The organism is Vibrio sp. 1457 (genome assembly GCF_033340195.1).
In the GTDB taxonomy this organism is placed as follows: Bacteria; Pseudomonadota; Gammaproteobacteria; order Enterobacterales; family Vibrionaceae; genus Vibrio; species Vibrio alginolyticus.
Genome location: NZ_JAWOWA010000016.1, coordinates 55,534 through 81,453, shown reverse-complemented (window position 1 = coordinate 81,453; position 25,920 = coordinate 55,534). Strand labels below are relative to the sequence as shown.

General features: G+C 44.6%; 26 protein-coding genes. 13 read left to right on the top strand and 13 right to left on the bottom strand.

Going from position 1 to position 25,920, the window contains the following annotated elements; genetic code table 11:
- Positions 1-2: 2 nt before the first annotated feature.
- The 5 genes from R7Z41_RS16805 to R7Z41_RS16785 all read left to right on the top strand — a co-directional run bounded on the left by R7Z41_RS16805 (position 3) and on the right by R7Z41_RS16785 (position 7,824).
- The gene (locus tag R7Z41_RS16805; RefSeq protein WP_005375594.1) at positions 3-2,234 is read left to right on the top strand and encodes a response regulator; all 2,232 of its coding nucleotides are present in this window, start codon (positions 3-5) and stop codon (positions 2,232-2,234) included.
- Complete coding sequence (locus tag R7Z41_RS16800; protein ID WP_206969216.1) at positions 2,209-3,633, top strand: TolC family protein; 1,425 nt, start codon at positions 2,209-2,211, stop codon at positions 3,631-3,633. The genes R7Z41_RS16805 and R7Z41_RS16800 overlap by 26 nt, the downstream gene beginning before the upstream one ends.
- A complete protein-coding gene (locus tag R7Z41_RS16795; protein WP_213896790.1) occupies positions 3,623-5,209 on the top strand; it encodes an ABC transporter transmembrane domain-containing protein in 1,587 nt (528 codons plus the stop codon). Before R7Z41_RS16800 ends, R7Z41_RS16795 begins: the two co-directional genes overlap by 11 nt.
- Positions 5,206-7,344: an ATP-binding cassette domain-containing protein gene (locus R7Z41_RS16790; RefSeq protein ID WP_053809549.1), complete on the top strand. Its 2,139-nt coding sequence runs from the start codon at positions 5,206-5,208 to the stop codon at positions 7,342-7,344. The genes R7Z41_RS16795 and R7Z41_RS16790 overlap by 4 nt, the downstream gene beginning before the upstream one ends.
- Before the next feature lie 105 nt (positions 7,345-7,449).
- Positions 7,450-7,824, top strand: coding sequence for a hypothetical protein (locus R7Z41_RS16785; RefSeq protein WP_005375619.1), 375 nt, complete (start codon positions 7,450-7,452; stop codon positions 7,822-7,824).
- Between the two features lie 26 nt (positions 7,825-7,850).
- Here R7Z41_RS16785 and R7Z41_RS16780 read toward each other — a convergent pair whose 3' ends face one another.
- The 3 genes from R7Z41_RS16780 to R7Z41_RS16770 form a co-directional block, all read right to left on the bottom strand.
- Entirely contained in the window at positions 7,851-8,741 is an 891-nt protein-coding gene (locus R7Z41_RS16780; protein WP_017635872.1) for an RNA polymerase sigma factor RpoD/SigA, read from the bottom strand.
- 333 nt (positions 8,742-9,074) lie between these two features.
- On the bottom strand, positions 9,075-10,517 hold the full coding sequence (locus R7Z41_RS16775; protein WP_017635871.1) for a diguanylate cyclase domain-containing protein: 1,443 nt from the start codon (positions 10,515-10,517) through the stop codon (positions 9,075-9,077).
- Positions 10,518-10,711: 194 nt separating this feature from the next.
- Entirely contained in the window at positions 10,712-10,999 is a 288-nt protein-coding gene (locus R7Z41_RS16770) for an alternative ribosome-rescue factor A (RefSeq protein ID WP_017821594.1), read from the bottom strand.
- A 365-nt stretch (positions 11,000-11,364) separates the two neighbouring features.
- On the opposite strand from R7Z41_RS16770, the gene R7Z41_RS16765 reads away from it, so the two are divergent.
- From R7Z41_RS16765 to R7Z41_RS16750, 4 genes are all read left to right on the top strand, one after another.
- On the top strand, positions 11,365-11,574 hold the full coding sequence (locus R7Z41_RS16765; RefSeq protein WP_005375625.1) for a cold-shock protein: 210 nt from the start codon (positions 11,365-11,367) through the stop codon (positions 11,572-11,574).
- A gap of 89 nt (positions 11,575-11,663) precedes the next feature.
- Positions 11,664-12,209 carry a YaeQ family protein gene (locus tag R7Z41_RS16760; RefSeq protein ID WP_064376786.1) on the top strand — a complete coding sequence of 182 codons (546 nt, stop codon included), beginning with the start codon at positions 11,664-11,666 and terminating at the stop codon, positions 12,207-12,209.
- Positions 12,196-12,738 carry a hypothetical protein gene (locus R7Z41_RS16755; protein ID WP_225477756.1) on the top strand — a complete coding sequence of 181 codons (543 nt, stop codon included), beginning with the start codon at positions 12,196-12,198 and terminating at the stop codon, positions 12,736-12,738. Before R7Z41_RS16760 ends, R7Z41_RS16755 begins: the two co-directional genes overlap by 14 nt.
- A gap of 111 nt (positions 12,739-12,849) precedes the next feature.
- On the top strand, positions 12,850-13,209 hold the full coding sequence (locus R7Z41_RS16750) for a glutaredoxin family protein (protein WP_005375631.1): 360 nt from the start codon (positions 12,850-12,852) through the stop codon (positions 13,207-13,209).
- Between the two features lie 191 nt (positions 13,210-13,400).
- Here R7Z41_RS16750 and R7Z41_RS16745 read toward each other — a convergent pair whose 3' ends face one another.
- Positions 13,401-14,027, bottom strand: coding sequence for an OmpA family protein (locus R7Z41_RS16745; protein WP_225477758.1), 627 nt, complete (start codon positions 14,025-14,027; stop codon positions 13,401-13,403).
- 282 nt (positions 14,028-14,309) lie between these two features.
- Between R7Z41_RS16745 and R7Z41_RS16740 the strand changes: the two genes are divergently transcribed.
- Entirely contained in the window at positions 14,310-14,942 is a 633-nt protein-coding gene (locus R7Z41_RS16740) for a thiol:disulfide interchange protein DsbA/DsbL (protein WP_005375635.1), read from the top strand.
- A 13-nt stretch (positions 14,943-14,955) separates the two neighbouring features.
- Complete coding sequence (locus R7Z41_RS16735) at positions 14,956-15,429, top strand: FKBP-type peptidyl-prolyl cis-trans isomerase (protein WP_005375638.1); 474 nt, start codon at positions 14,956-14,958, stop codon at positions 15,427-15,429.
- Positions 15,430-15,511: 82 nt separating this feature from the next.
- Here the strand turns inward: R7Z41_RS16735 and cyoE are convergent, their stop codons facing one another.
- From cyoE to R7Z41_RS16715, 4 genes are read right to left on the bottom strand one after another with little or no spacing between them, the layout of a single operon-like run.
- A complete protein-coding gene (cyoE, locus tag R7Z41_RS16730) occupies positions 15,512-16,411 on the bottom strand; it encodes a heme o synthase (protein WP_005375639.1) in 900 nt (299 codons plus the stop codon).
- Positions 16,404-17,423 carry a COX15/CtaA family protein gene (locus tag R7Z41_RS16725; protein ID WP_033906821.1) on the bottom strand — a complete coding sequence of 340 codons (1,020 nt, stop codon included), beginning with the start codon at positions 17,421-17,423 and terminating at the stop codon, positions 16,404-16,406. Before R7Z41_RS16725 ends, cyoE begins: the two co-directional genes overlap by 8 nt.
- A gap of 11 nt (positions 17,424-17,434) precedes the next feature.
- Positions 17,435-17,971 carry a hypothetical protein gene (locus tag R7Z41_RS16720; RefSeq protein ID WP_017635864.1) on the bottom strand — a complete coding sequence of 179 codons (537 nt, stop codon included), beginning with the start codon at positions 17,969-17,971 and terminating at the stop codon, positions 17,435-17,437.
- Positions 17,961-18,752, bottom strand: a complete 792-nt coding sequence (locus tag R7Z41_RS16715; protein WP_031777208.1) for an SURF1 family protein — start codon at positions 18,750-18,752, stop codon at positions 17,961-17,963. Before R7Z41_RS16715 ends, R7Z41_RS16720 begins: the two co-directional genes overlap by 11 nt.
- Between R7Z41_RS16715 and R7Z41_RS16710 the strand changes: the two genes are divergently transcribed.
- Complete coding sequence (locus R7Z41_RS16710) at positions 18,751-18,987, top strand: DUF2909 domain-containing protein (RefSeq protein ID WP_005375504.1); 237 nt, start codon at positions 18,751-18,753, stop codon at positions 18,985-18,987. The two genes, R7Z41_RS16715 and R7Z41_RS16710, sit on opposite strands and share 2 nt — an antisense overlap.
- Positions 18,988-19,011: 24 nt before the next feature.
- Here the strand turns inward: R7Z41_RS16710 and R7Z41_RS16705 are convergent, their stop codons facing one another.
- From R7Z41_RS16705 to coxB, 4 genes are read right to left on the bottom strand one after another with little or no spacing between them, the layout of a single operon-like run.
- Positions 19,012-19,896, bottom strand: a complete 885-nt coding sequence (locus R7Z41_RS16705) for a cytochrome c oxidase subunit 3 (protein WP_005385214.1) — start codon at positions 19,894-19,896, stop codon at positions 19,012-19,014.
- Between the two features lie 51 nt (positions 19,897-19,947).
- Entirely contained in the window at positions 19,948-20,487 is a 540-nt protein-coding gene (locus R7Z41_RS16700; protein WP_005385211.1) for a cytochrome c oxidase assembly protein, read from the bottom strand.
- 20 nt (positions 20,488-20,507) lie between these two features.
- A complete protein-coding gene (gene ctaD, locus R7Z41_RS16695; RefSeq protein ID WP_005375510.1) occupies positions 20,508-22,139 on the bottom strand; it encodes a cytochrome c oxidase subunit I in 1,632 nt (543 codons plus the stop codon).
- Positions 22,136-23,299, bottom strand: coding sequence for a cytochrome c oxidase subunit II (coxB, locus tag R7Z41_RS16690; protein WP_053350487.1), 1,164 nt, complete (start codon positions 23,297-23,299; stop codon positions 22,136-22,138). Before coxB ends, ctaD begins: the two co-directional genes overlap by 4 nt.
- Before the next feature lie 330 nt (positions 23,300-23,629).
- Between coxB and R7Z41_RS16685 the strand changes: the two genes are divergently transcribed.
- Positions 23,630-25,324, top strand: coding sequence for a phospho-sugar mutase (locus R7Z41_RS16685; RefSeq protein ID WP_025768465.1), 1,695 nt, complete (start codon positions 23,630-23,632; stop codon positions 25,322-25,324).
- 98 nt (positions 25,325-25,422) lie between these two features.
- Here the strand turns inward: R7Z41_RS16685 and R7Z41_RS16680 are convergent, their stop codons facing one another.
- Positions 25,423-25,845 (bottom strand): GNAT family N-acetyltransferase, encoded by a 423-nt coding sequence (locus tag R7Z41_RS16680; RefSeq protein ID WP_206970808.1) that lies wholly within the window; start codon positions 25,843-25,845, stop codon positions 25,423-25,425.
- Positions 25,846-25,920: the final 75 nt, after the last annotated feature.

The window sequence follows — 25,920 nt, the reverse complement described above, 5'->3', positions numbered from 1 at the left end:
GGATGAGTAGCAAACCTTCTTACAATATTTCCGTTCCTGTTATGCGCCTAAGCATCGCTTTCAGCTTGATGCTGGCTGCCCTCGCCTTTTATTTGTATATCTCTTGGGAAAAAGTGGATTCAGTCGAGAAAGTGCAAAACGCGCCTCTGTTGGTTCAAGCTCAACAGCTCAACCAAACTATCGAGTTTGATATTCAAACGCTTCAACGCTGTTTAAGCGCGCGTTATTGCAGTACAACAGAGCTTGATTTTGAGGTTCTGAAAGACGAAATTGACCAATTTAAGTCGCTCGCGTCACTCAACAAAACCGAGTTTAGCTTGGTGGGCGCGACCGAATACACGCAGCTTGAACTGGCAATCAATCGCTTCTCAGACAGCCAAAAAACACGCGACGATGTGTTGGCACTGTACCTCTCGCTCACCAATAACTACCTACAAATGGACGACAACTACCGGACCATATTTAACAACCATGCGAGTGACCTAATGATGGAGAAAAACGAGTTCTTCATTTGGTTGTTTGTGGTCGTTGTCGTACTGGTTGGTATCGCAGTGCTATCGAACTTGGTGGCAATCCTTAAACTGAAAAAATCCAGCTCGAATGAGCGTGACATTGACCAAGAATTCGATGAGCTTTATCAAGAGCTCAAACAACTGGATTTACAAAGGTTGGAAGAGTTGCTGAATGAAGTGAGCATCAATCCGAAGCAGCGTCAGATCTACTCTCACCTAAAACTGATTTTCAGCAAACTCGAAGAACAAAAACGCAATAACGATCTCTACAAGCAGCTCTATGCTCTGATTGGTTACGAGATTCGTGGCATCACCAACACCATTAACGGCGGCGTGCAATATCTCGTTCAAGAGACCGATGAGAGCGGCGTGTTGATGGCGCAAGATATAACCTCGGCTGCCAATACCCTGTCTGAATTGGCAGAGAACTACAACCGACTCATTTCACAAGGGACCGAGAGCAAATCTAAAGAGTTTTCACTGCTGAATGTGCTGTCTGAATTGATGATTCACATCAGTTCCAAAGTGCAGCGAAATGAAGGTGAGCTAGACTGCTTTATCTCAGATAACTTACCAAACCGTGTTGAAGGACAATCCACCAGCTTATTCTGGGTGTTGTTCCTACAGTTATCGAATGCCATCCAACTCAAAGCCGATAAGAAACTGTTTGTCACCATTGAGTCAGGCGCGGCGTCAGACATTGAAAACACCCGCTTGACCATCAATCTAAACTTCTTAACCACACTGGATGTGCCGTTTGCCAAGCTCAATACCCTACACTGGAGCGACCATAAGCAGCACACTGCAACCAAAGACGATTTGGCGAAAAGCGTACTGAAAGATTATGGCTATTACGAGAGCCATTGGTATCAATCGGGCAATCAGGAACGTTTTCAAATTCAGCTCGATTTGAAAGCCAAAAGCTTCCACACCGAGAAAACTCGCTTCGACAATAAGCGTTTGTTGCTGTGTGCCAACTCTCAGCTGCGCATTGATGTAATGAACAAAATGTTAGTCAACTTGGGCTTGGAGATCACGCCAATTCGAACGCCGAACGAACTCTTCTCTGCTGCAAAAACCTTTGGCGAATACGATGCCATCATGCTGACCGACACGTTCGAGCCAAACAAGCTGCCCTCACTGAGCAAAACGGTGAAATCGCAACTGCGCAATCACCCGAACACCAAGTTGTTGCTTTCAGTCACTAGCACTCAGCAAGCACAAGAGAGCCATACCTTTGTCGACAAGATTCTGAACTCCCCTGCGATTCCGTATGAGTTCATCCCTAACCTATTAGCAATCATGGAAGCGGAAGCCTCTGAAGAACAGATGGAGAACAGCTCATTCCTGATTGTGGAGGATGACCGTGTTCAACAGATTCTACTCAAACGTATTTTGAGCAAGCAAGAATACGAAGCCGACACCGTTGGCGATGGCGCAGACGCCGTTCAGCATTTCATGAATCAGCGCTCAGACATCATTTTTATGGACTGCATCATGCCGGGCATGGGCGGCATTGAAGCGACCAAACGCATTCGACAATACGAACAAGAGAGCGGACAGAACCCTTGCACCATTATAGGTGCGACAGCATTGACCAGCAGTAATGAACACCAAGCTTGTATCGAAGCTGGAATGGATTACGTGATCAGCAAACCTTATAAAAACGACGAAATCATCAAGGTGATCAACAAGTATGTGGCGGTACAGAAACTTAACTAGCTGTATATTGGCAGCGCTTACATTGAGCAACGCTCCTTCGGCAATGGCGACCACCTTGCTTGAGGCGGTCAAACTCGGCTTGGAAAACAATTTATCTCTGCGCGCTAGTGACAAAGGCGTGGAAGAAAACGAATACAACATCGACATTAGCCGTTCTAAGTTTCTACCCTCTTTAAACGGTGCTGCTGATACCACATGGAATGAAAACGAAACCATATTAACGGGAACACCGGATACACGTTCTAGCTACAACTCGAACAGCTACAGCGTGTCTTTATCCCAATCGGTGTTTAACCTTGGTGACATCTTTAAATACGGCACCGCGAAGCTTGATTTCAACATTGAAGAAATCAAACACGAGAACAAAATCCAGAGCACCATTTCTGAAATCGCGACGCAATATTTCGAATACCTCAAAAACAACGCGCAAATCAAAGCCACCCAAGTAGAACTTAAATCGTCTGAAACACGTGAGCGCCAAATGCGTCGCAACGTGGAACTTGGCAACACTGCGGCGAGCGAGTTGTATGAGGTAATTGCCCAGAAAGAAGGCATTGCCAATCGCTTAAGAACCTTAGAGAAAGACCGGCGCGTAATTTTGAACGGTTTAGAGATTCAAGTTCAATACCCAGTCACCCCATCACAGGACATCTACGAAAGCGTGCCCTTGGCGGAAATCAGCGAATCCGAACAACGTGAGATTCTTGAACAAGCTTTGAAGCTCAATAACGACTTATTGGTTGCGAAGAAAACCGTCGAGCGCAGCCGAAGAGGCTTGAAAGAAAGCGGTTCAAACTTTGTGCCGACCGTATCGCTCTCTGCCAGTTACCGCTACGACGATGCGAACAACTATGACCGAACCGACCCAACCGCAACAGGGGACAGTAACTCCACCAGTGTCGGCTTGAACTTGAATGTGCCAATTTTCTCAGGCGGTTCGGATTACTACGGTTTTCAAAAATCATCGACTGCCATCGAGCGAACGGAGCTGCTGTACCAAGATTCGTTGTTCACGACGCGCAATAGCGTTAACACCTCAGTACTCAACATTAATGACTTCTCCCGCGCCATCAGCAGTTACGAGAACATCATCCGTGCCAACTACGCTTCCTACAAAGGCATTCAACGCGCTTACCAGCTTGGTACGCGAACCATTACCGACTTACTGGCAGCGGAAAGTAAACTGTTCAGCGCGCTACGTGATTACGAGAGCGCGCGCTATGACTACATCATTGAATCGATCAATCTTGAGCAAATCAAAGGCATGTTATCGGTGCAATCCATCGAAAGCATCATGCAGTTGATGAGCGATATCGAAGGCAGAAGCAATCAAGACTTAGTTCCAAAACACCTTCTCTCCAAACCATCGATTAAGAAAGGAGGTAGCAATGCAAACTGAGCATTTTTCCCAGAAGATTAACTTTGCTGACAAGTGTTACCTGACTTTCTCCACGGTGATCTCAACACTGTTTGGTTTAGTGCTGCCCTTTTCGATTCTGATTATCTTTGACCGAGTTTTACCTAACCAAGCCAAAGACACGCTGTTTCTTCTGTTTGCCATTATCTTGATCACCATCTTCCTCGACTATCACTTAAAGAATCAGGAAGAGAAGATTTCGTCGGTGATCATGAAGCAATTCGAAACCAACTTAACCAACAAGGTGTTTCAATCCATCTGTTTGGCTGAGATATCGAAGTTTCGTCGCCTAGAACCCGGTGAATACTTAGAGCGTATTGCCACCATTCCCGAGATTAAATCCTTCTTTGGCGGAGAATCTGTACGGGCATTGATCAACCTTGCCGTCAGCATACTGACCATTCTGATTATCGGTGTGATCAACATTTGGGCGGGAGTGACCATCTTGCTCGCCTCCATCATTTTGGCGGTGTTCGCACTGAGCCTATCTAAGCAGAAAATCAACAGCTTAGAAAACAAATCCGACATCGAAGGCTTAACTACTTCTAAAATCATCGAGATCATCTCTAGCCCACTCGATATCAAAGCGCGCAATATGGAATATCGCGTTGAGAGCCTCATGACACAAATGGTGGAAGAACGTGAAGTCGAGAACATCAAATATGAGCAAATCGAATCGAACTTCAGCCTTATCTTGTCGCTCATACAACAGCTCTCCATAGCTTGTGTGGTGGTGGTTTTGGCAACGGCAGTTATCAACATGCAATCTAGCCAAGGCATCATGGCTGCTATCATCATGCTTACCAACCGCTACTTCGCGCCATACCAGCAAGTAATGCGCACGGTGAGCCGCTGGGAGTTGAACAAGCTTCATATTCAACGTATCGCCGAGCTGCTTGAACTTGCTGCATCTGTAGAACAACAAAATGACACGACAGAAGTCGAGCGCATCTCGGTGAAGTATTCGGAAAAACAACGCATTGAGTTTGAATGCGGTCAGGCTTACTTGCTGACGGGGAAAAGCGGCGCAGGTAAAACCCACCTCGCCAATTGCATTACGCGGCAAAACACCGACAGCAAGCTCGATATCCAAATCAACGAGACACCGCTCGATGACGTCAACTACAACGTCTGGCGTAATAGCGTGCTCATGGTCGACAAAACCAGTTCGTTCGTCGAAGGCACCATCATCGACAACTTGACTTGTTTCCGCCCGAGCTTAAATAACACGGCATTTGCGCTTTGCGAAACCATGAACATCAAAGCACAAATCGATGCCCTTCCCGCTGGTTTTTACACCGAGCTTAAAGGACATTTACGCAACCCATTCTCGCGCCAAGTCACTTATGCCTTGTTGTTAGTGCGTGCCTTACTCGCGAACAAACGTGTGTTGATCTTCGACGACATCGACTGTGTTTATGATGACGACTTTGCTCGATTGGTTTTGACCAGCACCGCCTATCGCGCCAACGACAAAATCCTCATCATCGTCAGCAACAAGATGGACAAACTCAATCATCGCCTCAAACGCGTCAAACTTACCGGAGGTGACCAATGAGTATTTTGGTTGATTTTAATAATGTCCCTCAACGCTTGTTGGACTTTGAGGCTCGCAGTTATGATGAGCGATACAATCAGTCACCTTTGATTCGTGGTTTAGCTTACACCCTCATTGCGCTTGAATGGGAAGGCACGCCTTCTATCCTCAGTGACGCTTTTATCCCTAAACCAAAAGACAGCGACAGTTTTATAGCCACCATTGAACGCCTTGGTTACCGTTGTGACGTCACCAAATTAAAAACGTTGGAGCACATCGAGGGGCACCCTCATCCTTGTTTTATCGAGATAGAAAACCTCACTGCGATTTTCTTGGGCACCAAAGACGGCAAGCTGATCCTGTTTGATTACACCAATAACAACACCATTGAATACCCGCTCTGCAAAAAGCCATGCTTGTTGGTCTCGATCAGCGAATACTCGCGCTTGTTCCGAGAGCCGCCACCTGAATCTCAAGACCGCAGTAACTGGATTAAATACGCGTTTTATCGCTACAACAATGAACTCAAGAGCCTGATTATCCTCAGCTTCGTGGTCAGTATTCTCGGCGCACTCCAGCCCTTTTTTATTATGAGTGTGTACAACTTCGCCTTAACCTCTAGCTCGCAAGCCACGCTTTATTGGCTCACGTTATTTGCTGTGATTGTTGGGTTCTCGGAATACTTTTTCAAGAAAATGCGGGTCAACATCATCGCCACATCAGGGAAGGATTTGGCGGTGCATATTTCTCAAAACGTAATATCCAAACTGTTGTGGCTTCCTTATTCGATGACATCTACCGCTGGTGTCTCTTCTCAGTTAGCGCGTTTGAAAGACATCGACACTTTCCGCCGTTTGGTAACCGCAGAGTCAACATTAAGCTACTTCGACATGCCGTTTGTTATCGTATTCATTATTGCCATTGCTCTTATGTCTGGTACCGCAGCGCTAGTCGTTATGGCGGGGTTGATTCTAATGTTGGTGTTCTGTGTTTATTCTCGTTACATCTACTCGCAAGCCACGTCAAAGAGCTCTCGCGCCAACGCCATGGTTTCTTACCAATGGAATGAGATTCTTCGTGGTATAAAAACTATCCAAGGCTTGCCATTGTTGCGTGTTATCCAATCCCGCTTTAGCGCATCGCATTTACAAAGCACCAACGATGCAGAACATGTTTCAGTGACTAATAGCAGGGTTCAGGCAGCAGGCGGGAGTTTGATTCAGGTTATTGGTACCGCAAGTATCGTCGCGGCCGTTATCGGCGTGATGGACGGCACCTCCGATGCAGGTGCAATGCTTGCTACCGTAATTTTAGTCTGGAAGGCGTTGGGGCCTATTATGGGCATCTACAACTCTATTTCTAAGTTCCAATCCATTAAGGCGTCTTCTGCGCAAATCAACAACCTTATGGCGATGAATGACGATAAGCTAACGTTAGAGAAAAGCCCCCCTATTCGCCTATTTCAAGGTAGTATCGTCGGCTCTGGTGTGAGCCATCGTTATAGTGGTGCGGCAACAGGCTTAACTAATCTTGGTTTTAAAATTCCACCGGGCGCAAAAGTTGTGATTTGTGGACCAACAGGTTGCGGTAAAACGACGCTCATTTCTATTATCGCTGGGCTAGAGGAACGCTATCAAGGCTCAGTTTCGGTGGACGGTTATAACATCAAACAATTCAACAGTTACCGCTATCGAACCTCGATTAACTACATCCCGTTTAACCTGCATATTTTTGAAGGCTCCTTGGAGACTAACTTCATCTTGCATAATGGATTAATCCCAACAGAAAAAATGCGTGAAATGGTGAGTTTCTTTGAGCTCGATACATGGTTACCACAAGGCCTGGACACTCAATTGAGCGTTGATATCTGTAAAAGTTTACCAAATGGTATTCAACAAAGACTGCGGCTCGCATTAGGGCTAGGCAACTGCGAACAATCTTTGATTATCATTGACGAGCCATTTAATGGTGCAGAGCAAGAAAACTCCCACTATTTCAAGCGGTTATTTAGCGACAAACTACTCAATAAGACCGTTATTTTCTCAACGAATGATCCGGGCATGATCTCTACATCCAATATGAGCTTAGTCTTGGAGCCAGATGGCAACCTGAAGTATTTCGGGTTAACCGATAAGTACTTAAAAAGTCTAAGTTAAGTTCGGAATGTGGTGTGGTTCATCATTCATAATTGAGCACGGTCATTGACAAAAATGTAAACGATGAGACTATTTACTCTGTAAGCGCGTACACTAAGGAATCCGATGTATACATTTGTTGCAGACAAATTGGATGTGGTTTATTTATCAACGATACCAGAAAACTACCAGTTACAAGACTTCGACGTGCCTGAAGAAGAACTCGAAATTCGTGAAATTGTAGAGGTATGGTATGAGTGTGCGTTTCTTCCTGACTTTAACCTTCAACACATCGACATCGAAAACAAAACTGCATTGGTCGAGACACAAGCGCAAGTCGTAAACAACTACACAAGTACGCTCGCTTTTTTACTCAAAAGTCGTACTTATCGCGCAGCACTTAACCGATTATTGAGTGTATGGCGATTGGAGGCAGCAGCTAAAGCACAGCTTGAGCTGCTGTTACTTACGGAAGAACAGAGTAGCAAGCCAGTAAATTAATCGGCTAGGATAAGGGGCCAAAAACCTTAAACCCAACCATCGAATCGGAGACGTTTCTGCACGCGTTCAACCGCCTCTATCTGCATCTGACGAACACGCTCGTTAGATACGTTTAATAACAGGCCTATTTCCGACAAGGTTTTCACTCTCTGGTCAAATAATCCGAATCGATGGATCAAGACTTTCTGCAACTTAGTTGGCAAAGTTTTAATAATATTTTCAATGGCTTGAGTAAAGCACTGGTTTTCACAGTCTTGTTGTGGATCTGGCGTGTACTCACTTTCACACAGTTCAAGAACAAATGGAACACGATGTAGGTCCGCAGTGGTCGATACATCAATAAAACCACTTAGAGCAACAAGTTCATCTATACGTTCTGCTTTCACCCCTGAGCAGCGTGAGAGTTCAGAAATAGACAACTCCTTGCTCTCACTTTTTGACGCATCTAGCTTTTTTAAAGCCAGGCTATTTATCTCTTTGCACACATGAGCAGGTAAACGTACCGTGCGGCCATTGTTCATTAATGCCGCTTCTATATTCTCGCGAATCCACCATACCGCATAAGTAGAAAAACGGTAGCCTGGCTCAGGATCGAACTTATCGACCGCTTTTATCAAACCAATGTTACCTTCTTCTATTAAATCAAGCAGAGTAAAGTTATTGCCTGGCCGTTTGAGGTAACCTTTTGCGATTTTCACAACAAGTCGAAGATTAGACTCAATCAACATTTCGCGCGCTTCTTCATCACCAGCTCGATTAAGTTTGGCGTAATGCAACTCCTCTTCACGAGACAACAAATCAATCCCCACAATATCTTTGAGATAGTGAGCATAAGGGTCTTTCCCAACTGACAACGATTCTTTCATTGACAGTTCATCCGTGACAGCTCGGAACCTAGCAAAGCATTCGTTGTTCATTCCCCGTCCTTCTCAAGCCAACTTATTTCTTATCTTCTTTAATTGTTTTTGTACAACACTGTATGCATCATGCTTTATATGCATTACTTTACACTGAGTGTAGACAGGGGTTCTGATCTTTACCAAGAAATCACTTATCACTTTAAAACAATTACTGCTTCTATGATAAAAACGTGAGCAGGTGGGGGGTTATATATATGAAAGTGCAAGTATTTGTACGCAAATTGGCCTCAAAGAAAACAACGCAACGTGATCGTTAACGCTTACCACGTTACTCTGACTAAAACTTTGAGGCTTGAGGATGGTTTGAAGTATCAGTTGAATTAGCGAGATCTAATTCACTTGACGAAGCGCAGGTTGAAGCTGACAGTCTGTTATAACTTGGAAAACTGCACGATTCTTTCCTTCAGACTTACCTTGATACATCAACTCGTCAGCATCTTGCAAGCTCACGATGTGGGTAAACTCAGGATAGTAAGCACAGCCCAAACTGATACTCAAATGAATTGCTTGTCCGCCCAGTATAACAGGCTGATCGTAAACTGCTTTACAGAGCATATTGGCAAAATTGAGTGCTTCTCGCTCTGACAGAGAAGACGTAACGAGTGCGAACTCTTCTCCTCCAATTCTCGCCAATGTCATTCGGTCATCAGTCATCGACTTAGCGGCTTCTGCGATGGCAACTATTGCTCGGTCTCCAGCAAGGTGGCCATATCGATCATTGATTGATTTAAAATCATCAATATCAAACACCATCACCGTTAAGTTTCGCTTCAAATGATTCAGTAGCGCCAATTGCTCAATAAGGTGTCTACGGTTGTATAGCTTTGTGAGAGAATCCGTCAACGTCATCTCCAGCAATTGCTGATTGGCAATCGTTAATTGCCTTGTCCGAAGAGCAACCATACGTTTGAGGGCAAAAATATGATAAAGCGTTGCGACCGCCATAATGAAAATAGCAATAGGGAAAAGATAAAGTGGATAAACCGTTTTCACCACACTCCAACGGGTGAGGATCCGCTCACGATCCGTATCGATGACTTTTTCAAACGCTCTTGATACCTCTAAAATGGAAGTTGCACTGTGCATTCCTGCTGCAATCCGAAGATCTTTACTATATAAGCTAATTGTCGGGACAAACATACCCGCTCCCGGCGTGGTTGCCATATAAAAGTTAGCAACTTGCAGGTCTGCAACAAAGTACAGCACCTTTTTATCGACGGCGGCTTGTATCATCGAATCATTGTTAATGTATTCTGCGATAGGTGCATTCGGATAATTCGTCTGAACAAACTCAGACTCGTAACTTCCTTTAACAACGCCAATTGGCAGCGTCATTTCGCCAGTTAAAACACTCCTGATATCAACCGAAAGTACATCTTTATTTACGTACAATTTGGTTTGGATAGGCATTATGACGGCGCCAAAGTCCATATACTTCGCTCTTTCGGGCGAGTAGACAAGTCCTCCGTGAAAGTCAGCCTTACCCTCTTTTACGGCTTGCAAAGAAGCATCCCAATCCAAAAGGAGAAACTGAACGTCAATTTGGTTGTTCGCCGCGTACTCTTTCCAAAAGTCGATTAAAATACCTTTAGGTTCACCATCTGGGCTAAGGTAAGAGAACGGCTTCCACGCTTTGGAGTTAGCAACAATTAAAGAATGAGACTCTGATTTGTGCGCATGCGCCATCGGACAAATGGACAGCCACAGTAGTAATAAAGAAGCACACGCTTTTTTACATTTGCAACCATAAGTACCATAACTCGTCGATGACATACCTACTTCTCACCAGTCTTTTTAAACCATAATCTCGGCTGTTTGATTAGACTAAAGATATAGTAGAGTTGCATAAGACAGGAAGTGACGCTTATTGATATGAATCTAACTTAGTAAGTTTTAGTACTTAATTGGTACTTTCAACGCCTGGTTCGCTGAAGCAGTTGAAGCAGTACATGATAAATTAGGAAAACTTATCTGGTACTAAAAAATTGAATATCATCAGTTTTGCAAACACCTAGTACCAATAAAAAAGCCCTATTCAAAATCCACCTTGGGGAGAACTTTGAATAGGGCTCTTTGCCTCTATGCTTCATTTTACGGCTGAAGCTACCTTTACCTTTTTTCGCTTTAACGACTCGTGTTTGGAACAGCTGACTGGTAACAACCGCTTTTAACGCGTTGTCTTTGATTTCACCTCTGCCGAAGTCGGTCTCATGTTGTGAGCCACTCGGTTGAGGACTGATTTTACGCTTTGCCATAAATCCTCCTTAATGGTCGAACCAGATTGGACAATAATTATATAAATAAGTCAAATTTATAGATTTAGTTGAATTTTATGCTAAAAAACTTCACATCACCGTCATTTATTTGAAATTTAATCAAAAACATGCTGGTTAAATAGTGACTAAATACAAATATTTGTCCATAAAGCACTAATATATGTTGACTCTTCGTGGAATTAACCTAGACTCAAACACGGCTAGAAAGAAAGTTCTTTGTTTTCACATTTCGTTGGATTACTTGTAACCCGTCGTCCTGTGGTACGCAATAGCAATTTATTTTTCCACGCTATAAGCGCCGTTGAGGCGAAAGATTACATTATTTAGATATTTAGGAAATAGACATGTCTAACACAGCTACTGGCACAGTTAAGTGGTTCAACGAAACTAAAGGCTTCGGTTTCATTCAACAAGAAAACGGTCCTGACGTATTTGCTCACTTCTCTGCAATCACTGGTGACGGCTTCCGTACTCTAGTTGAAGGCCAGAAAGTAGAATTTGTTATCTCTCAAGGTCAAAAAGGCCCTCAAGCAGAGCAAATCAAAGTACTTTAATTCTTAAAGAATTTGATACGATAGCCAGCTTTTAAAGCTGGCTATTTTTTTGCCTAAAACTTATTTTGCCAACAAAACGATATAAATCTATGGCTCTTAAACCAACCATTTACAAATTTCGTATCGCCATTTCCGATATGAATAATGACTATTACGATTCTAAAAATCTAACTATCGCCCTTCATCCTTCTGAAAAGCCGCAACGAATGTTGGCTCGCATTCTAGCTTACTGTTTAAATGCTCAAAGCAATCTGGAGTTTACAAAAGGACTCTCTACGATTGAAGAGCCTGATTTATGGCATGTTGGCGATGATCAAAGCATTACTCACTGGATTGAAATTGGCGAACCAGAACCAGACAGAATTAAGAAAGCTTCTCGCCTCGCAAAGCATGTAAAAGTTTACACTTATAACACCAAAGCGGCTGTCTGGTGGGACAAAATGTCAGGAAAGTTCTCAATGCTTCCCGTCAACGTAGAGAGCTTTGACTATGACGCTATCGACTTGATTTGTCAGCATCTTGACCGAGGTACTAACCTTTCTGTTATGATTACTGGCAGCTCAATTTTTGTTGATATCAATGATCAACATATCGAAGTAACGGTGAAGGAACTAAAAAACCATGACGTCTCTTAGTGAACTGAGTCAAGAGATGGGATTTGAAGAAATCCCCTTTGTTAAAGAACATAAAGCAGCAAAGCGACGTTGGTTAAAAGAACAGTCACAACTATTTACAAAAGTTTGTGAGAACAAACCCTCAACAGCACCTACTCTTCACCTGCTTGGCCTTTTGACCAAATCACATATTGAAGCAAGTGCTAACTACGAGCAACATGCTCACTCTACCCAGCTTATGCAGCAAGTTCTGACCGACTCCTTGGGTAATGAGCACGCGGATAAGTTTACTAACCAATCTGCTGAAGACCTAATCTTAGTCACCCACCTTTGGTTATACACGCAAGGCTATTTAAATATGGATTTCAGCTTGGCGCACGATCATGCCGAGCAGACTCAAAATACATTGCAGCATGAGCTTGTCATAAAACGCATGGACGTTGATGCATTCAGAACCGAACTCATGCAAAGTTTTTATCAAGGTAAAGAAGCCCGTCCGGCTTCAGCAAGTGGCTTTTGGGGTTGGTTTAAACGTCTATTTTCCGCATAAAATACATGGTTTTATCCATTTCAAACAACTGATAGACTTCACGTTCAGTGCAACAAGCATCATGATTGCATTCTTAAAGGACAATTACCCAATGAACATCAAGGGATCATTATGAAGTTTATCCGTTGGATTTTAGGCAAGGTTATCTTATTGCTGAACGCGGTGTTCTCACCTCGTGGTATTAAGCGCACCGCAGAAGAACAGCAACGTATTGATGAAAAAGCGAAACAATACGCACTTTACCAATTTGAAGCCTGCCCTTTTTGCGTAAAGGTCCGCCGTGCAATGAAGCGTCAATCGGTGAACATTGAGCTACGTGATGCAAAAAATAACCCGACTCATCGAGCTGAACTAGAGCAAGGTGGTGGGCGAGTTAAAGTCCCTTGTCTTCGTATCGAAAAAGATGGCGAGACACAGTGGTTATACGAGTCATCTGACATCGTCGCTTACGTTGAAAAAGAATTTGCCTAAGTTCCCCCTATGAACATTGGCGGATGTAAAAGAGGCACCTAACGGTGCCTCTTTTCTATTTTTTCTAGCTAAATGTTGCCGTGCGAGCTTTCCTTATTCAGTCTTCTTGCTCAACTCCGAACTTAAACTCCACTAAGCAAATAACGGGTATGCGAGAACAACACAACGAAGATTACCGCCTAACGTCTGCGTTATTCATCCACGATCAATGTTAGCTCTACGCGCCGATTGCAAGCTTTACCACTCGCTGTCACATTGCTGCACTTCGGTACATACTCTCCGAAGCCTCTAGAAAACACTCGTTGACGTGGAATACTCGTCGCCAATAGTTGTTTTTCTACTTCACGAGCTCGCTTTTCAGATAGCGTGTCATTGAAGCTTTCAGCTCCCGTGCTATCCGCATGACCATCAATCACGACATCAACATCAGTTCTTCCAGCCAGATAGTGACCAATGTTTCGAATCCAGTCTTGAGATTGAGCAGATAACCGTGCAGAACCCGTTTGAAAATGCACTTGCTCTTTCAAACGTATCATCAGGTGACCACCACTGAGCGTCTCGTGAGGAATGTTATGCCTGCTCAGGAACATTTCCAGAGAGGTCACGTTTTGCGACTTTTTTACTGACGCCCTCGCCGTTTGATATGAACGAGGGGAAGAAGCCACATTGGATGCGCTCGGGTATCCCCACTCTGGGTGTCTCAGCTCAGTGTTTGATTTAGGAGCTGTATCTAAAATGTTCCCACCAGGGACCATATCTTGATCGAGGCTGCTGCACCCGGCCAGAATGCCACAAACAATTAAAAACCAATGCTTCATACCATTACCAACGTAGAAAAACTCTTGTTCATTGTGTCGACAAAACACGCCGAATCTTTAGCGCTTTTGTCCACCGACTGGTTTGTCTATGCAGCGTTCATGCCACTGGAGTCAATGCAAAATCATCTCTCAAATAAAACGCAACACTAAAATACCCTACCCTTACAGTCCATACGTCAGGCAAAGTCTGTTACCAATGGTCTCACTTTATTGTTATTTAATGGTTTTAGTCACTATCGTTAACCGATAAACTAACGCAAATTTCTCATTTAGAGCACTACTATGTTAAAAACCATATCGAAAGGCTTTGCTGTTGTTGTTGCCGTAATGGCTTTGTCGGCATGCGATAGCGGCAAGAGTCAGCCTCAGCAAGGCAAACAATACGAAGTTTTGCCAGTATCCCTTGAAGAATATGATTTAGCTCCCCTGACTGAAGCATTCTCTTTAACTTGTGGCCACTGCCGCTCAATGGAAGAGTTTGTCCCTCAAATTGAATCATTGACCGATCAAAGCGTTGAAAAAATGCATGTAACGTTCAATGAAAGTGCACAAGTGAGCGCCATCATCTTCTATACTGCCGTAATGCAGCTTGAATCAACACCAGATAAAGCGTTTATGGCGGATCTTTTTACTGCTGTGCAAATGGGTGCCGATGCAACGGCTGAGGAACGCCAAATCGCCGTAGAGAAAGCCTTTGAGTCTCGCAACCTTATCAGCCCTTACCATTTAGATGAAGCACAGCAAAAAACGCTGTTTGAGTACATCACTAAGGCAGAAGCGATCACGACTCGCGGCCAAATTAACTCCGTTCCAGCCTTTATCGTAAACGGAAAATATCAAGTGATTACTGGTGGTCATGACAGCGTTGAAGCCATGGCAGAAACCATCAACTTTTTGCTAAAACAACCTAAATAGACAAGGAGATTACGTGTCTAAATTTTTGTTTCCTCTTATTATTTTTATTTTGGCGGGCTTTTTCATTTACCGTACTTGGACAAACCATAAAGTAGCGGATGAAAACTTTGCCAAAGGCCAAGCATTCTTACTAGAAAATGCGAAAAAAGAAGGCGTTATCACAACAGAAAGTGGCCTTCAATACATGGTTCTTGAAAAAGGCGAAGGTGAGGTTCACCCAACTGCAACAAGTAAAGTAAAAGTACACTACCACGGCACCTTGATTGATGGAACGGTATTCGATAGCTCTGTTAATCGTGGTGAGCCGATTTCATTTGGTCTTAACCAAGTCATTAAAGGCTGGCAAGAAGGTCTACAATACATGGTAGAAGGTGAGAAAATCCGCCTTTTCGTACCAAGCACGCTTGGCTATGGTAAGAGTGGCTCTGGCCCAATTCCACCAGCAAGTGTTTTGATCTTTGATGTTGAACTGCTAGAAATTCAATAAATCTAGAAAGCTTTGTCTTAAAGCCAAAGTATCAAAACCAAAAACGCCGCGAACCACGCGGCGTTTTCTGTTTTAAGAGAGGTTAAAAACCAATATAGTGATCCGAAAGCAATGCAATGAACAACGCCAAAAGATGATAGATAGAGAATTTAAACGTCTCCATCGCGGTATTTGGCTCTGGTGCATATTTTAGCTTCCATGCATGGTACATAAAGCCAACATTGAGTAGTAGCGAGGCAAAAAGATACACCACGCCGACCATGCCAACCAAAACCGGTAGAACACAAACCAAAGTCAATAGCACCGTATACAACAGAATAGAAGTTTTGGTGTACTCAATGCCGTGTGTCACTGGCAGCATGGGAATATCTACCTTGCGGTAATCCTCGACACGATGAATAGCGAGAGCCCAAAAATGTGGTGGCGTCCAGATAAAAATGATCATCACGAGCAGCCAAGCATTCGCATGTAATTGCCCTGTTACAGCAGTCCAACCGAGAAGAGGCGGCATCGCACCGGCAATCCCTGCAATGACGATATTTTGGGGCGTAGCACGTTTGAGGTACATTGTGTATACCATCGCATAGCCGAGCAAACTCATCAAAGTCAACCATGCCGTCAGCGGGTTGACCATCGCATATAGAAGTACAAACCCTAAGACACCTAAAACTGTAGCGAAGGCTATCACCGATGATGGCTTAGTCTCACCCGATGGCAATGGTCGTTTGTGTGTGCGTGCCATTCTCGCATCAATTCGGCGGTCAATTAGATGATTAAACGCTGCCGCAGACCCGGCCATCAGACCAATCCCCGTTAGGCCAACTACCGCCTGCAACCAGGGGAAATCATCAACCGGGGCTAAGCTCATCCCTACTACTGCCGTCACCAACATTAACGCCACCACTTTAGGTTTCGTTAACTTCAAATAAACGGAACTTAGTCGCTTTCGCCCATTTAACGACAGCGCGATTTCTTTACTCATAGCGAACTCCTTTCGCGGTGTAATTCCAAGCCGTTTTACCCTGCCACAAGTAAAACTGGCTAACACAAACGAGACTCAACATAACAGCGGCACCAAGGTTGTGCGCCACCGCGACATAGATAGGAAGTTGAAATACTACGTTGCTTACACCCAGCATAATTTGGCACACCAGAGTGAATAACAACCACCCTCCGATTCTCTGTGAATGATGAGAATCTTGCCTCATAAGCCCAATACTATAAGCCAATACCACGGTGGCGGTAACAATAGCGCCTATACGATGAGTGACGTGTATAGTCATTCTTGCCGGATACTCCAAAACACCAAATTCATAATTCTCGAATCCAGTTTGCCAGAAAGAAAACGCTTCTTTCCATGAGAGATGGCTCATCCAGTCTCCCTCACAAATCGGCAGTGTGGTACACATCAGCGCAGCATAATTTGACGAAGTCCACCCTCCAAGGAGCACTTGCACCAAAACGACCAGAAAAACCAACAATGAAAAGCCTCTCAGAGAGCTAGAAGATGGAGAGAAATAGAGATTGTTTTGCGCTTTTAATTGGCAGTAAAAAATCGCCTGTAACGCCAATAAAACAAAACCACCGAGCAAGTGAAGCATCACGATGACGGGCATTAATTTAAGAGTAACTGTCCACATTCCCAAAAGTGCCTGCCCAATCACCAATACGCTTAGCAACATCGGAATGGTTGAATTTACACGCTCAGACCTTATTGATATCGCTGCCATCGCAAAAATGACTAAACCTAACGTTCCCGCAAAATAGCGATGAATCATCTCAAGCCATGCTTTCTCATGCTCTACTGCCCGCTCGGGGAAGTTCAGGTTAGCACGTATGACGTCTTCTTCTTGATGCGGCACAGAAAAGTGCCCATAACAACCAGGCCAATCCGGGCAACCTAACCCTGCATCTGAAAGGCGAGTATATGCCCCTAACATGATCACCACGAGAGTTAGCAGCAAACTGAATCTAACCAACTGAATTAATTTCATATGCACTTCCTCTAACCGACTCGTGACAGTTTTAAGAGCTTGCGTAAGTCCGCCAACATACCTTTATTCAATAGGACTAAGTCCTCATTTGGTTTTGGCGAGTAAGACATCACCAGTTGCCCAAGAGGATCAACGATCAACATTTGCCCAGGTTTCACTTTTGCGGTAACCAATTCATTCATTTGCATCGCTAACATCGATACTTCCATGGGATCTGAATGCTCAGTCTGCCAAACGACTGGCACTACTCGCTCTTGATACTTACCTAAAGCAACATGACTTTGCTGAAGCAGGTAAAGCTGCTGTTTACACTGTTCAGTGCATTCGTTAGGCAATACATAAGCGAGTTGCCAACCATGGTCTTTGAGAGGTGACTCTTGACCAAGCTGCTCTAACGTCGTGTATGGTTCGACTAACTCGCCTCTATTGGTCACTCCGCTTTGATACCACCCTTGTGTGAGAATGACTTTTGCAATGACAGCGGGAAGCGCGAACGTACAAACCAGCGCAATCAACATTAGTCGTCCTTTGGTTACTTTAGATGTCATGCTTCACCTCCATGTGACGCAACTTTTTTTGCCAACGAACAAAAACAATTAAAGTCAGTATTAAGAAAACACCTGCCATCGAAAACCATTGAATCGAATAGCCAAAATGTTTGGCACTATTGAGTGGTAATGGATTCCAAGGAAAGTCATAGGGCCAACGAGTTAAATTGTCTGGCTGCAAGACTGCGGGCATAAGTTCAATATTCAGTAGCTGATTCAATTGCGCGATGTTTAGGTTTTGCACGCGAATAACATCGCCAACTTCCGGCATTAACTCTGAGCTCAGTGGATTAGTAGATTTTCGGTACAGGCGTCCTGTGATGAAAATCGAATTATCGAGTTTGGTGACCGTTGGTAACATTGAGCGATCTGCTCTTCCCTCGACAAAACCAAGCTCCAATAACGCATAGGTACTAGGCTCATCGCTCGTCAATACAATCTGAAATGCTAAATATCCCACACTGCCTTGATGCGTTTGGTTGTCTAACAAAATTACGGGAAACGCCTGAGGAACAACATTAACTTCCACTTTTTTCCCGAGGATACTTTCCTCTCGCCAGTCGTTGTCTTCAAGAACGACGCTTAGTGCTTGGTACGCACTATCCGCACGCGCGAGAATGGCTTGTTCCAATGCTTGTTTTTCTTGCCCTCTCTCAAACTGCCAAAAACCCAGTTTGACCAAAAGAGAAAACACAACCACAGTTAAACCAACTGCAACCCAAAACCGTTTCGATAGCCATAATTGTCTTGATAACAACAATGATGAAACCGGAGGTGCCATGTCCACCGTATTTCTATTCAAACTGACGCTTGTCCTTTTGCTGCTTTTCATTATCTTCAACCTCGCAAAAGCGCTTATCGAAATGGTTCGTGAAGACCCAGATAATCCTGAAAAAAGAGACAAACCCATGAGTCATTACTTAGGCCGTCGAGTCATGTTCTCCGCTTTGGTGGTCGTCCTTTTGCTTATTGCGCTCAGCTCGGGTTGGCTAGCACCAAACCCTCGCCCTTATTAGTCGAACCAAGAGTTCACACTGCGCCTAAAGTACGTAAACAAACACAAACAGACATAACCAAACCACATCCACGAAATGCCAATACCAGCTGCCGGCTTGAAAGGCAAAATGGTTCTTTGGCGAAAAGTGATCTTTAGCGATTCTGAACAGCAGCACGATCAAGAAGATAGTCCCAAGACAAACGTGTAAACCGTGGAACCCCGTCAACATGAAGAACGTGTTACCGTAAATACCGGACTGCAACGTGAGCCCTATGTCTTGATAAGCATGAACATACTCAACCGCTTGGTAATATAGGAAAAAGCCAGCAAGTACGATGGTTATCTCTAACCAAACAATCAGTGCCGTTCTTTTGTCTTGTTCAAGGCTTATATGCGCCATATGTAGCGTAATAGACGACAATAGCAGCAAGATAGTATTGGTAAGGGGTATGCCCTGCCACGGCATAGCTTGTGTTGTTTCTCCCCCCGGTGTCAGTGTGAGTGGCCACATCGCTTCGAAGGTTGGCCACAGGACTTCGTTGGTCATGAAGTTATTATCTGCCCCACCTAACCAAGGCACAGAAATCATTCTGGCGTAAAACAAGGCACCAAAAAAGGCACCAAAAAACATCACTTCAGAAAAGATAAACCAGCTCATTCCTTGGCGAAAAGAACGAGTAATTTGCGAGCTGTATTTTCCACTCAGTGATTCAGTAATCACATTACTAAACCAACCAGCCAACATGTAAAGCAAGAACAAGAAGCCCACCGCTAGCACAATGCCACCAATGGTTCCCACTGCACCGTCACTTTGTGTCCCCTGGACGGTCATGCCCGCGCCAACAGCAACCAAAAACAGAGCAAATGCACCGATGATCGGCCAGCTACTTTGAGCGGGAACATAATATGTTCCTGGCTTGTTACTCATAATTTCTCTCCTTACTGACCAACCTTGGTCTGTATCTCTCTCCCTGAGTGGCTAAGAGCCTGTAGGAGGGGGAAGTTTATAGAGTGTGTAAGACAGCGTTAACGTGTGTATAGACTCCGGCAAGTCCGGTTCGATATAAAAAATCAACGGCATTTGAGCTTGCTGTTTACCATCCAGAGGCTGCTGGTTAAAACAAAAACACTCAATCTTATTGAAGTAAGCAGCTCCAGTCCCGGGAGAAACAGAAGGAACGGCTTGCCCCACCAACTTCTGCCCGCTTTCATTAAATGCAAGGTATTCGGTTTGTACGACTTCACCTGGGTGAACATCCATCGAAATCACTTTGGGTCTAAACTCCCAAGGCATATCTGGGCTGACATGCGCCATAAACTCCACGCGAACAGTTCTGCTCATGTCCGGTTGCATACCTGTCGGTTGAATGGCGGCTACTTCACTTGTCTTTCCATTGATTCCCAGTGCGTCGCACATCACGTCATAAAGTGGGACCAGTGCATAGCCGAAGCCAAACATTAACAGGGTCGCCAAAAGCAACTTCACGGTGAGCTTCTTGTTTGATGGATTCGGTTTCATGTCACTCACCCCACTCTTTGCTAGTCAATCTTAGGCGGTGTAGTAAACGTATGATGCGGCGCAGGGCTTGGCACTGTCCACTCTAAGCCTTCCGCACGTTCCCACGGTTTTGCAGAAGCCTTCTCCCCGCCACGAATACACTTGATCACCAACCATAAGAAGATCAGTTGTGACAACCCAAATGCAAACCCACCAATTGATACTATTTGATTAACATCAGCAAACTGAATGGCGTAATCCGGTATGCGCCTTGGCATGCCTGCTAAGCCTAGGAAGTGCATTGGGAAAAACAGGACATTGACGGAAATAATTGAGCACCAGAAATGCCATAAACTCAGCTTGTGGTCGTACATATTGCCCGTCCACTTAGGTAGCCAGTAGTATGCTGCTGCCATGATCGAGAATACCGCACCAGATACCAACACATAATGGAAATGGGCAACCACGAAGTAAGTGTCATGATATTGGAAATCCGCCGGCACAATCGCCAACATCAGTCCCGAGAAGCCGCCAATAGTAAAAAGCACAATAAAGGCAATGGCAAACAACATTGGCGTTTCAAATGTCAGAGCTCCACGCCACATGGTGGCAACCCAGTTAAAGACTTTAACCCCCGTTGGTACCGCAATCAGCATAGTGCAATACATAAAGAAGAGCTCAGCAAAAACTGGCATCCCCGTGGTAAACATGTGGTGCGCCCACACAAGGAAAGATAACAATGCAATGCTGCACGTCGCGTAAACCATCGAATGATAACCAAACAGCTTCTTACCACTGAAAGCAGGCAGAATAGCGGAGATGATTCCAAACGACGGTAAAATCATGATGTACACTTCTGGGTGACCAAAGAACCAAAAGATGTGTTGGAACATTACCGGGTCACCACCACCAGCTGCGTCAAAGAAGCTAGTCCCGAAATATTTGTCAGTAAGAACCATGGTCACCGCACCCGCTAGTACCGGCATAACCGCGATCAACAAGAAAGCGGTGATTAGCCAAGTCCAAACAAACATTGGTAACTTGAACCAAGTCATTCCCGGAGCTCGCATATTTACGATCGTCACGATAACGTTGATCGCGCCCATAATGGAGCTGATACCCATGATATGAACAGAGAATACAAACAGCGCAGTGCTATCCGGGCCATAAGTCGTGGACAGCGGAGCATAAAACGTCCAACCAAAATCAGGACCGCCGCCAGGTAAAAACAACGAGCTCAACAAAATAAGAAATGCAAAAGGTAAGATCCAAAAGCTCAAGTTGTTCATGCGCGGCAGCGCCATATCTGGAGCGCCGATCATCATCGGAATCATCCAGTTAGCAAGACCAGTAAATGCTGGCATCACCGCACCAAATACCATCACTAAACCGTGTACCGTGGTCATTTGATTAAAAAACTGCGGATCGACTAGCTGTAGCCCTGGCTGGAACAGTTCGGCACGAATGATCATAGCCATCGCACCTCCTGTTAGAAACATTGCAAAACTAAACCAAAGGTAGAGGGTGCCTATGTCTTTATGGCTTGTGGAATACAACCAACGAGTGATGCCCTGAGGTGCATGATGCTCGTGACCATCATCAATCGCAATGGTACTGTTCGCACTGGCTTCTGCTGGCGCAGACTTCACTGCCTTATCTATTGGCTTACTCATATTTCCTCCTTAGCACTGTCTTGTGCCTTAAAGGCATTCACATCGGATGCTTGCACTGTATCGCCAGTATCGTTGCCCCATGCATTTCGTTGATATGTGATAACCGCGCCAATTTCTTTGTCACTTAACTGATTAGAAAAAGCCTGCATTGCGGTGCCCGGGCGACCGTTGACAATAATATCTATGTGCTCTGTAACGTCTCCGGTTGCAATAGGACTGCCTTTAATCGCGGGAAATGCACCCGGAATCCCCTCACCATTTGCCTGATGACACACAGCGCAACGCGCCGTGTATATCGATTCGCCTTGCGACATCAATTCGTCCATAGATAGGTCTTGAGAGAGCGCTTCTTGTGCCGCCGCTTTTTGAAGTGCGAGTTCTTCCTTCTTACTCGCTAGCCATTCATCGAACTTTTCTTCTTCCATCGCATGCACCACCACTGGCATAAATCCGTGTGCACGACCACATAGCTCCGCACATTGGCCGCGATATACGCCTGGCTCATCAATTCTTGTCCATGCTTCATTAATAAAACCTGGAATGGTGTCTTTCTTGACGGCAAAGTCCGGTACCCACCAAGAGTGAATGACATCATCAGAAGTCATCAAAAAACGCACTTTGCGATTCACAGGCAACACCAAAGGGTTGTCTACTTCCAGTAAGTAATGTGCGCCTTTAGCTTCGATTCCATCAATTTGTTTTTGGCTGGTGGCAAGCAAACTAAAAAACTCAACATCTTCGCCAAAATAGCTGTAATGCCATTTCCATTGCGAGCCTGTGATCTTGACCGTGATATCCGATTGGCTTGTGTCTTCCATTGCGACTAAAGTTTTCGTTGCGGGAATCGCCATAGCGACAAGAATGATGATGGGTATGACCGTCCAAATAATTTCCACTTTTGTACTTTCATGGAAATGTGCGGCAACTGCTCCTTTTGACTTGCGATGACGGAAGATGGAATAGAACATCACACCAAAAACAATCAAAGCAATTACACAGCAGATATAGAAAATCAGCATATGTAATTCATACACTTGCCCACTTATCTCTGTGACCCCTTTTGTCATGTTGTAGTCATTTTCCTTTGACCAACCAAAAGAGGAAAATGTGATTAAAATCACATTCAGTGATAAGGCTAGAGTAGTCGTTAATCTTTTCAAAAGATCTCTCCTCTGCTCAGCCGCTACGCCTACGCGAGCTTCCTTGCGTCCCGATGCAAATATCGAACAACTTTACGAAAAATCACAAAAACTACGATTTCGACACGGTTTGTTATATTTATGTTAAAAGGCTAGTTATAGTTCCAAGGTTCTTCAAGAAATTAAATATGATTAAATTTTGTTCGGATAAGAAAAATTAATTCGGTTTATCGATTGCCCTCTTTGAAATGTAATTGAGAACCATTTACATTGATTTAAAAGAAAACATTGAGATACTTACCAAACGAAGTGTCCAAGAAAGTAGGCTCCCCCTACTAAGGAATGACTGATATGACAGCACTAATTACGCAATGGCTAGAACGAGACCCTGATCCTAAGACTCGTGAAGAGCTACAACACCTCGTCGATACGAACAATGAACAAGAACTTACTGATCGCTTTGGCTCACGCCTTGCCTTTGGTACTGCAGGCTTACGTGGCAAAGTGGGCGCAGGTCCAAACCGAATGAACCGCTTGGTGATTCAAGAGACCGCCACTGGTTTAGGGAACTATTTGCTTGAGCAAGTCAAAGATGCCGCGAGTCGTGGTGTCGTTATTGGCTACGACGGTCGTCCCGATTCAAAACAATTCGCGCATGATACCGCATCCGTACTGACGGCCCTTGGTATCAAGGTTTACCTAACGTATGACGTTGCAGCAACCCCAATTGTTGCGTTTGGTGTCCGTACATTGAATGCTGCGGCCGCTGTTGTTGTTACTGCCAGCCACAATCCACCAGAATACAATGGCTTCAAAGTATATTGGGAAAATGGCGCACAGATTATTCCTCCACACGACTCTGGAATCGCAGCGAAAATTGATGACGCAACAACGAAGCCATTACCTTTAATGTCTCTCGATGATGCAAAACAGCACGGTTTGTTAGTTTGGTTGGAAGACGACTACTACCAAACTTACCGTAAGACAATGAATGAAAACGCGCTGCTTACTCCTGACAACAACACCGATATTTCTATCGCTTACACTGCGATGCATGGCGTTGGCGCGAATATGGCGGAAACGCTACTTGCCGACGCAGGCTTCCAAAAAGTGGCAAGTGTTAAGGAACAGCGCGAACCTGATGGAAGCTTCCCAACCGTCAACTTCCCAAACCCTGAAGAAGCCGGTGCAATGGACATGGTGATGGCATTAGGTAAGTCCGTAGATGCCGATATCGCTTGCGCGAACGATCCAGATGCAGACCGTTTTGCCGTGGCAGTTAAACGCCCAGATGGCGAGTATCAGATGTTAACCGGCGACCAAGTGGGTTCACTGTTTGGCGATTACTTGCTGGAACAGCAACCTAACGCTTTGGTTGGCAACACCATCGTATCCTCAAGAATGCTGAGCAGCATCGCTAAGGCACATGGCGCACAATACTATCAAACATTAACTGGCTTTAAATGGCTTACTAACGTTGCCATGGAACAAGAGACAGAAACCAACCCATTCTTGTTTGCTTATGAGGAAGCGCTCGGTTATACCGTGGGTAACAAGGTGTGGGATAAAGATGGTTTATCTGCAATCGTCGCGTTTTCACAGCTAACAGGCAAGCTTAAAGCGCAAGGCAAAACACTGTGGGATAAACTGGAAGAGCTGTACCGCGAGCACGGCTTCTACTTCAACGCACAACGCAGCATCGCTCTCGACCCGAACTCTCCACCAATCGGCGACAAACTCCGAGCCAATCCACCAACAGAGATTGCTGGTAAAAAAGTTGCAGTAACCGAAGATCTTAAAACATCGGTTCGCATGTTTGACGACGGCTCTGAAGAATCCATTGACTTACCAGCAAGTGACGTATTGATTTATCACCTAGAAGATCAATCACGCGTGATTGTTCGTCCTTCTGGTACTGAGCCAAAACTAAAATGTTACTACGAAGTCATCAACCTCTTCCCTGCGGATATGAGCTATGAACAAGCACAGCAAGCAGCAGAAGCGAAGATGAACGAACTTATCGACGCGCACCAGCAAAGTTTGTAAGTCAAAGAGAAACATAGATATTTGATACAACAAGAGGCGCAAATTCGCGCCTCTTTTTTGATTTTCACTAGAACAAGTCAAGCTAACCCGTGCTTTCCCTAGCCTACAATTTCCTTTTGTAGAAAGTACTTGTGGATGCCCTCTGCAGGATAGCCTGAGTACTGCCCCACTTTCTCAAAACCCAATTTTAGATAGAACTCAAGAGCTTGAAAGCTGTAGGTATCCAAATAAACATGGGTAACCCCATGAGGCTTTACTTTTTGTTCTAGCATCGACATTAATTGGCTACCGAGACCAGAGGTTCGACTTTCAGCGTCTACCCACAAAAACTCAACAAACACCGTATTTTTAAACATTTCGCCAGTCAAGCCACTCATGATCTTGCCATTCTCATCTTTTGCGAAACAGCCTACAGCATGCACTTCCCCTTCAGGTAAATGCAGTCGGTTATAAGATCGAATACCTTCACGAACAAAATCAAGGTCTGTTTGATCTGGATTTAAACAAAATTCAAGCTTCATATATCCTCTCCTTAGGAAACACCAATATCCTAAAACAAAAAGCCAGCAATTGCTGGCTTTCTGATGGAATATGAT

Bases quoted from the DNA above. Each gene is read 5' to 3' on its own strand.
- R7Z41_RS16805 (WP_005375594.1), top strand. From the start codon at position 3: ATGAGTAGCAAACCTTCTTACAATATTTCCGTTCCTGTTATGCGCCTA.
- R7Z41_RS16800 (WP_206969216.1), top strand. From the start codon at position 2,209: ATGTGGCGGTACAGAAACTTAACTAGCTGTATATTGGCAGCGCTTACA.
- R7Z41_RS16795 (WP_213896790.1), top strand. From the start codon at position 3,623: ATGCAAACTGAGCATTTTTCCCAGAAGATTAACTTTGCTGACAAGTGT.
- R7Z41_RS16790 (WP_053809549.1), top strand. From the start codon at position 5,206: ATGAGTATTTTGGTTGATTTTAATAATGTCCCTCAACGCTTGTTGGAC.
- R7Z41_RS16785 (WP_005375619.1), top strand. From the start codon at position 7,450: ATGTATACATTTGTTGCAGACAAATTGGATGTGGTTTATTTATCAACG.
- R7Z41_RS16780 (WP_017635872.1), bottom strand. From the start codon at position 8,741: ATGAACAACGAATGCTTTGCTAGGTTCCGAGCTGTCACGGATGAACTG.
- R7Z41_RS16775 (WP_017635871.1), bottom strand. From the start codon at position 10,517: ATGTCATCGACGAGTTATGGTACTTATGGTTGCAAATGTAAAAAAGCG.
- R7Z41_RS16770 (WP_017821594.1), bottom strand. From the start codon at position 10,999: ATGGCAAAGCGTAAAATCAGTCCTCAACCGAGTGGCTCACAACATGAG.
- R7Z41_RS16765 (WP_005375625.1), top strand. From the start codon at position 11,365: ATGTCTAACACAGCTACTGGCACAGTTAAGTGGTTCAACGAAACTAAA.
- R7Z41_RS16760 (WP_064376786.1), top strand. From the start codon at position 11,664: ATGGCTCTTAAACCAACCATTTACAAATTTCGTATCGCCATTTCCGAT.
- R7Z41_RS16755 (WP_225477756.1), top strand. From the start codon at position 12,196: ATGACGTCTCTTAGTGAACTGAGTCAAGAGATGGGATTTGAAGAAATC.
- R7Z41_RS16750 (WP_005375631.1), top strand. From the start codon at position 12,850: ATGAAGTTTATCCGTTGGATTTTAGGCAAGGTTATCTTATTGCTGAAC.
- R7Z41_RS16745 (WP_225477758.1), bottom strand. From the start codon at position 14,027: ATGAAGCATTGGTTTTTAATTGTTTGTGGCATTCTGGCCGGGTGCAGC.
- R7Z41_RS16740 (WP_005375635.1), top strand. From the start codon at position 14,310: ATGTTAAAAACCATATCGAAAGGCTTTGCTGTTGTTGTTGCCGTAATG.
- cyoE (WP_005375639.1), bottom strand. From the start codon at position 16,411: ATGAGTAAAGAAATCGCGCTGTCGTTAAATGGGCGAAAGCGACTAAGT.
- R7Z41_RS16725 (WP_033906821.1), bottom strand. From the start codon at position 17,423: ATGAAATTAATTCAGTTGGTTAGATTCAGTTTGCTGCTAACTCTCGTG.
- R7Z41_RS16720 (WP_017635864.1), bottom strand. From the start codon at position 17,971: ATGACATCTAAAGTAACCAAAGGACGACTAATGTTGATTGCGCTGGTT.
- R7Z41_RS16710 (WP_005375504.1), top strand. From the start codon at position 18,751: ATGTCCACCGTATTTCTATTCAAACTGACGCTTGTCCTTTTGCTGCTT.
- R7Z41_RS16715 (WP_031777208.1), bottom strand. From the start codon at position 18,752: ATGGCACCTCCGGTTTCATCATTGTTGTTATCAAGACAATTATGGCTA.
- R7Z41_RS16705 (WP_005385214.1), bottom strand. From the start codon at position 19,896: ATGAGTAACAAGCCAGGAACATATTATGTTCCCGCTCAAAGTAGCTGG.
- R7Z41_RS16700 (WP_005385211.1), bottom strand. From the start codon at position 20,487: ATGAAACCGAATCCATCAAACAAGAAGCTCACCGTGAAGTTGCTTTTG.
- ctaD (WP_005375510.1), bottom strand. From the start codon at position 22,139: ATGAGTAAGCCAATAGATAAGGCAGTGAAGTCTGCGCCAGCAGAAGCC.
- R7Z41_RS16685 (WP_025768465.1), top strand. From the start codon at position 23,630: ATGACAGCACTAATTACGCAATGGCTAGAACGAGACCCTGATCCTAAG.
- R7Z41_RS16680 (WP_206970808.1), bottom strand. From the start codon at position 25,845: ATGAAGCTTGAATTTTGTTTAAATCCAGATCAAACAGACCTTGATTTT.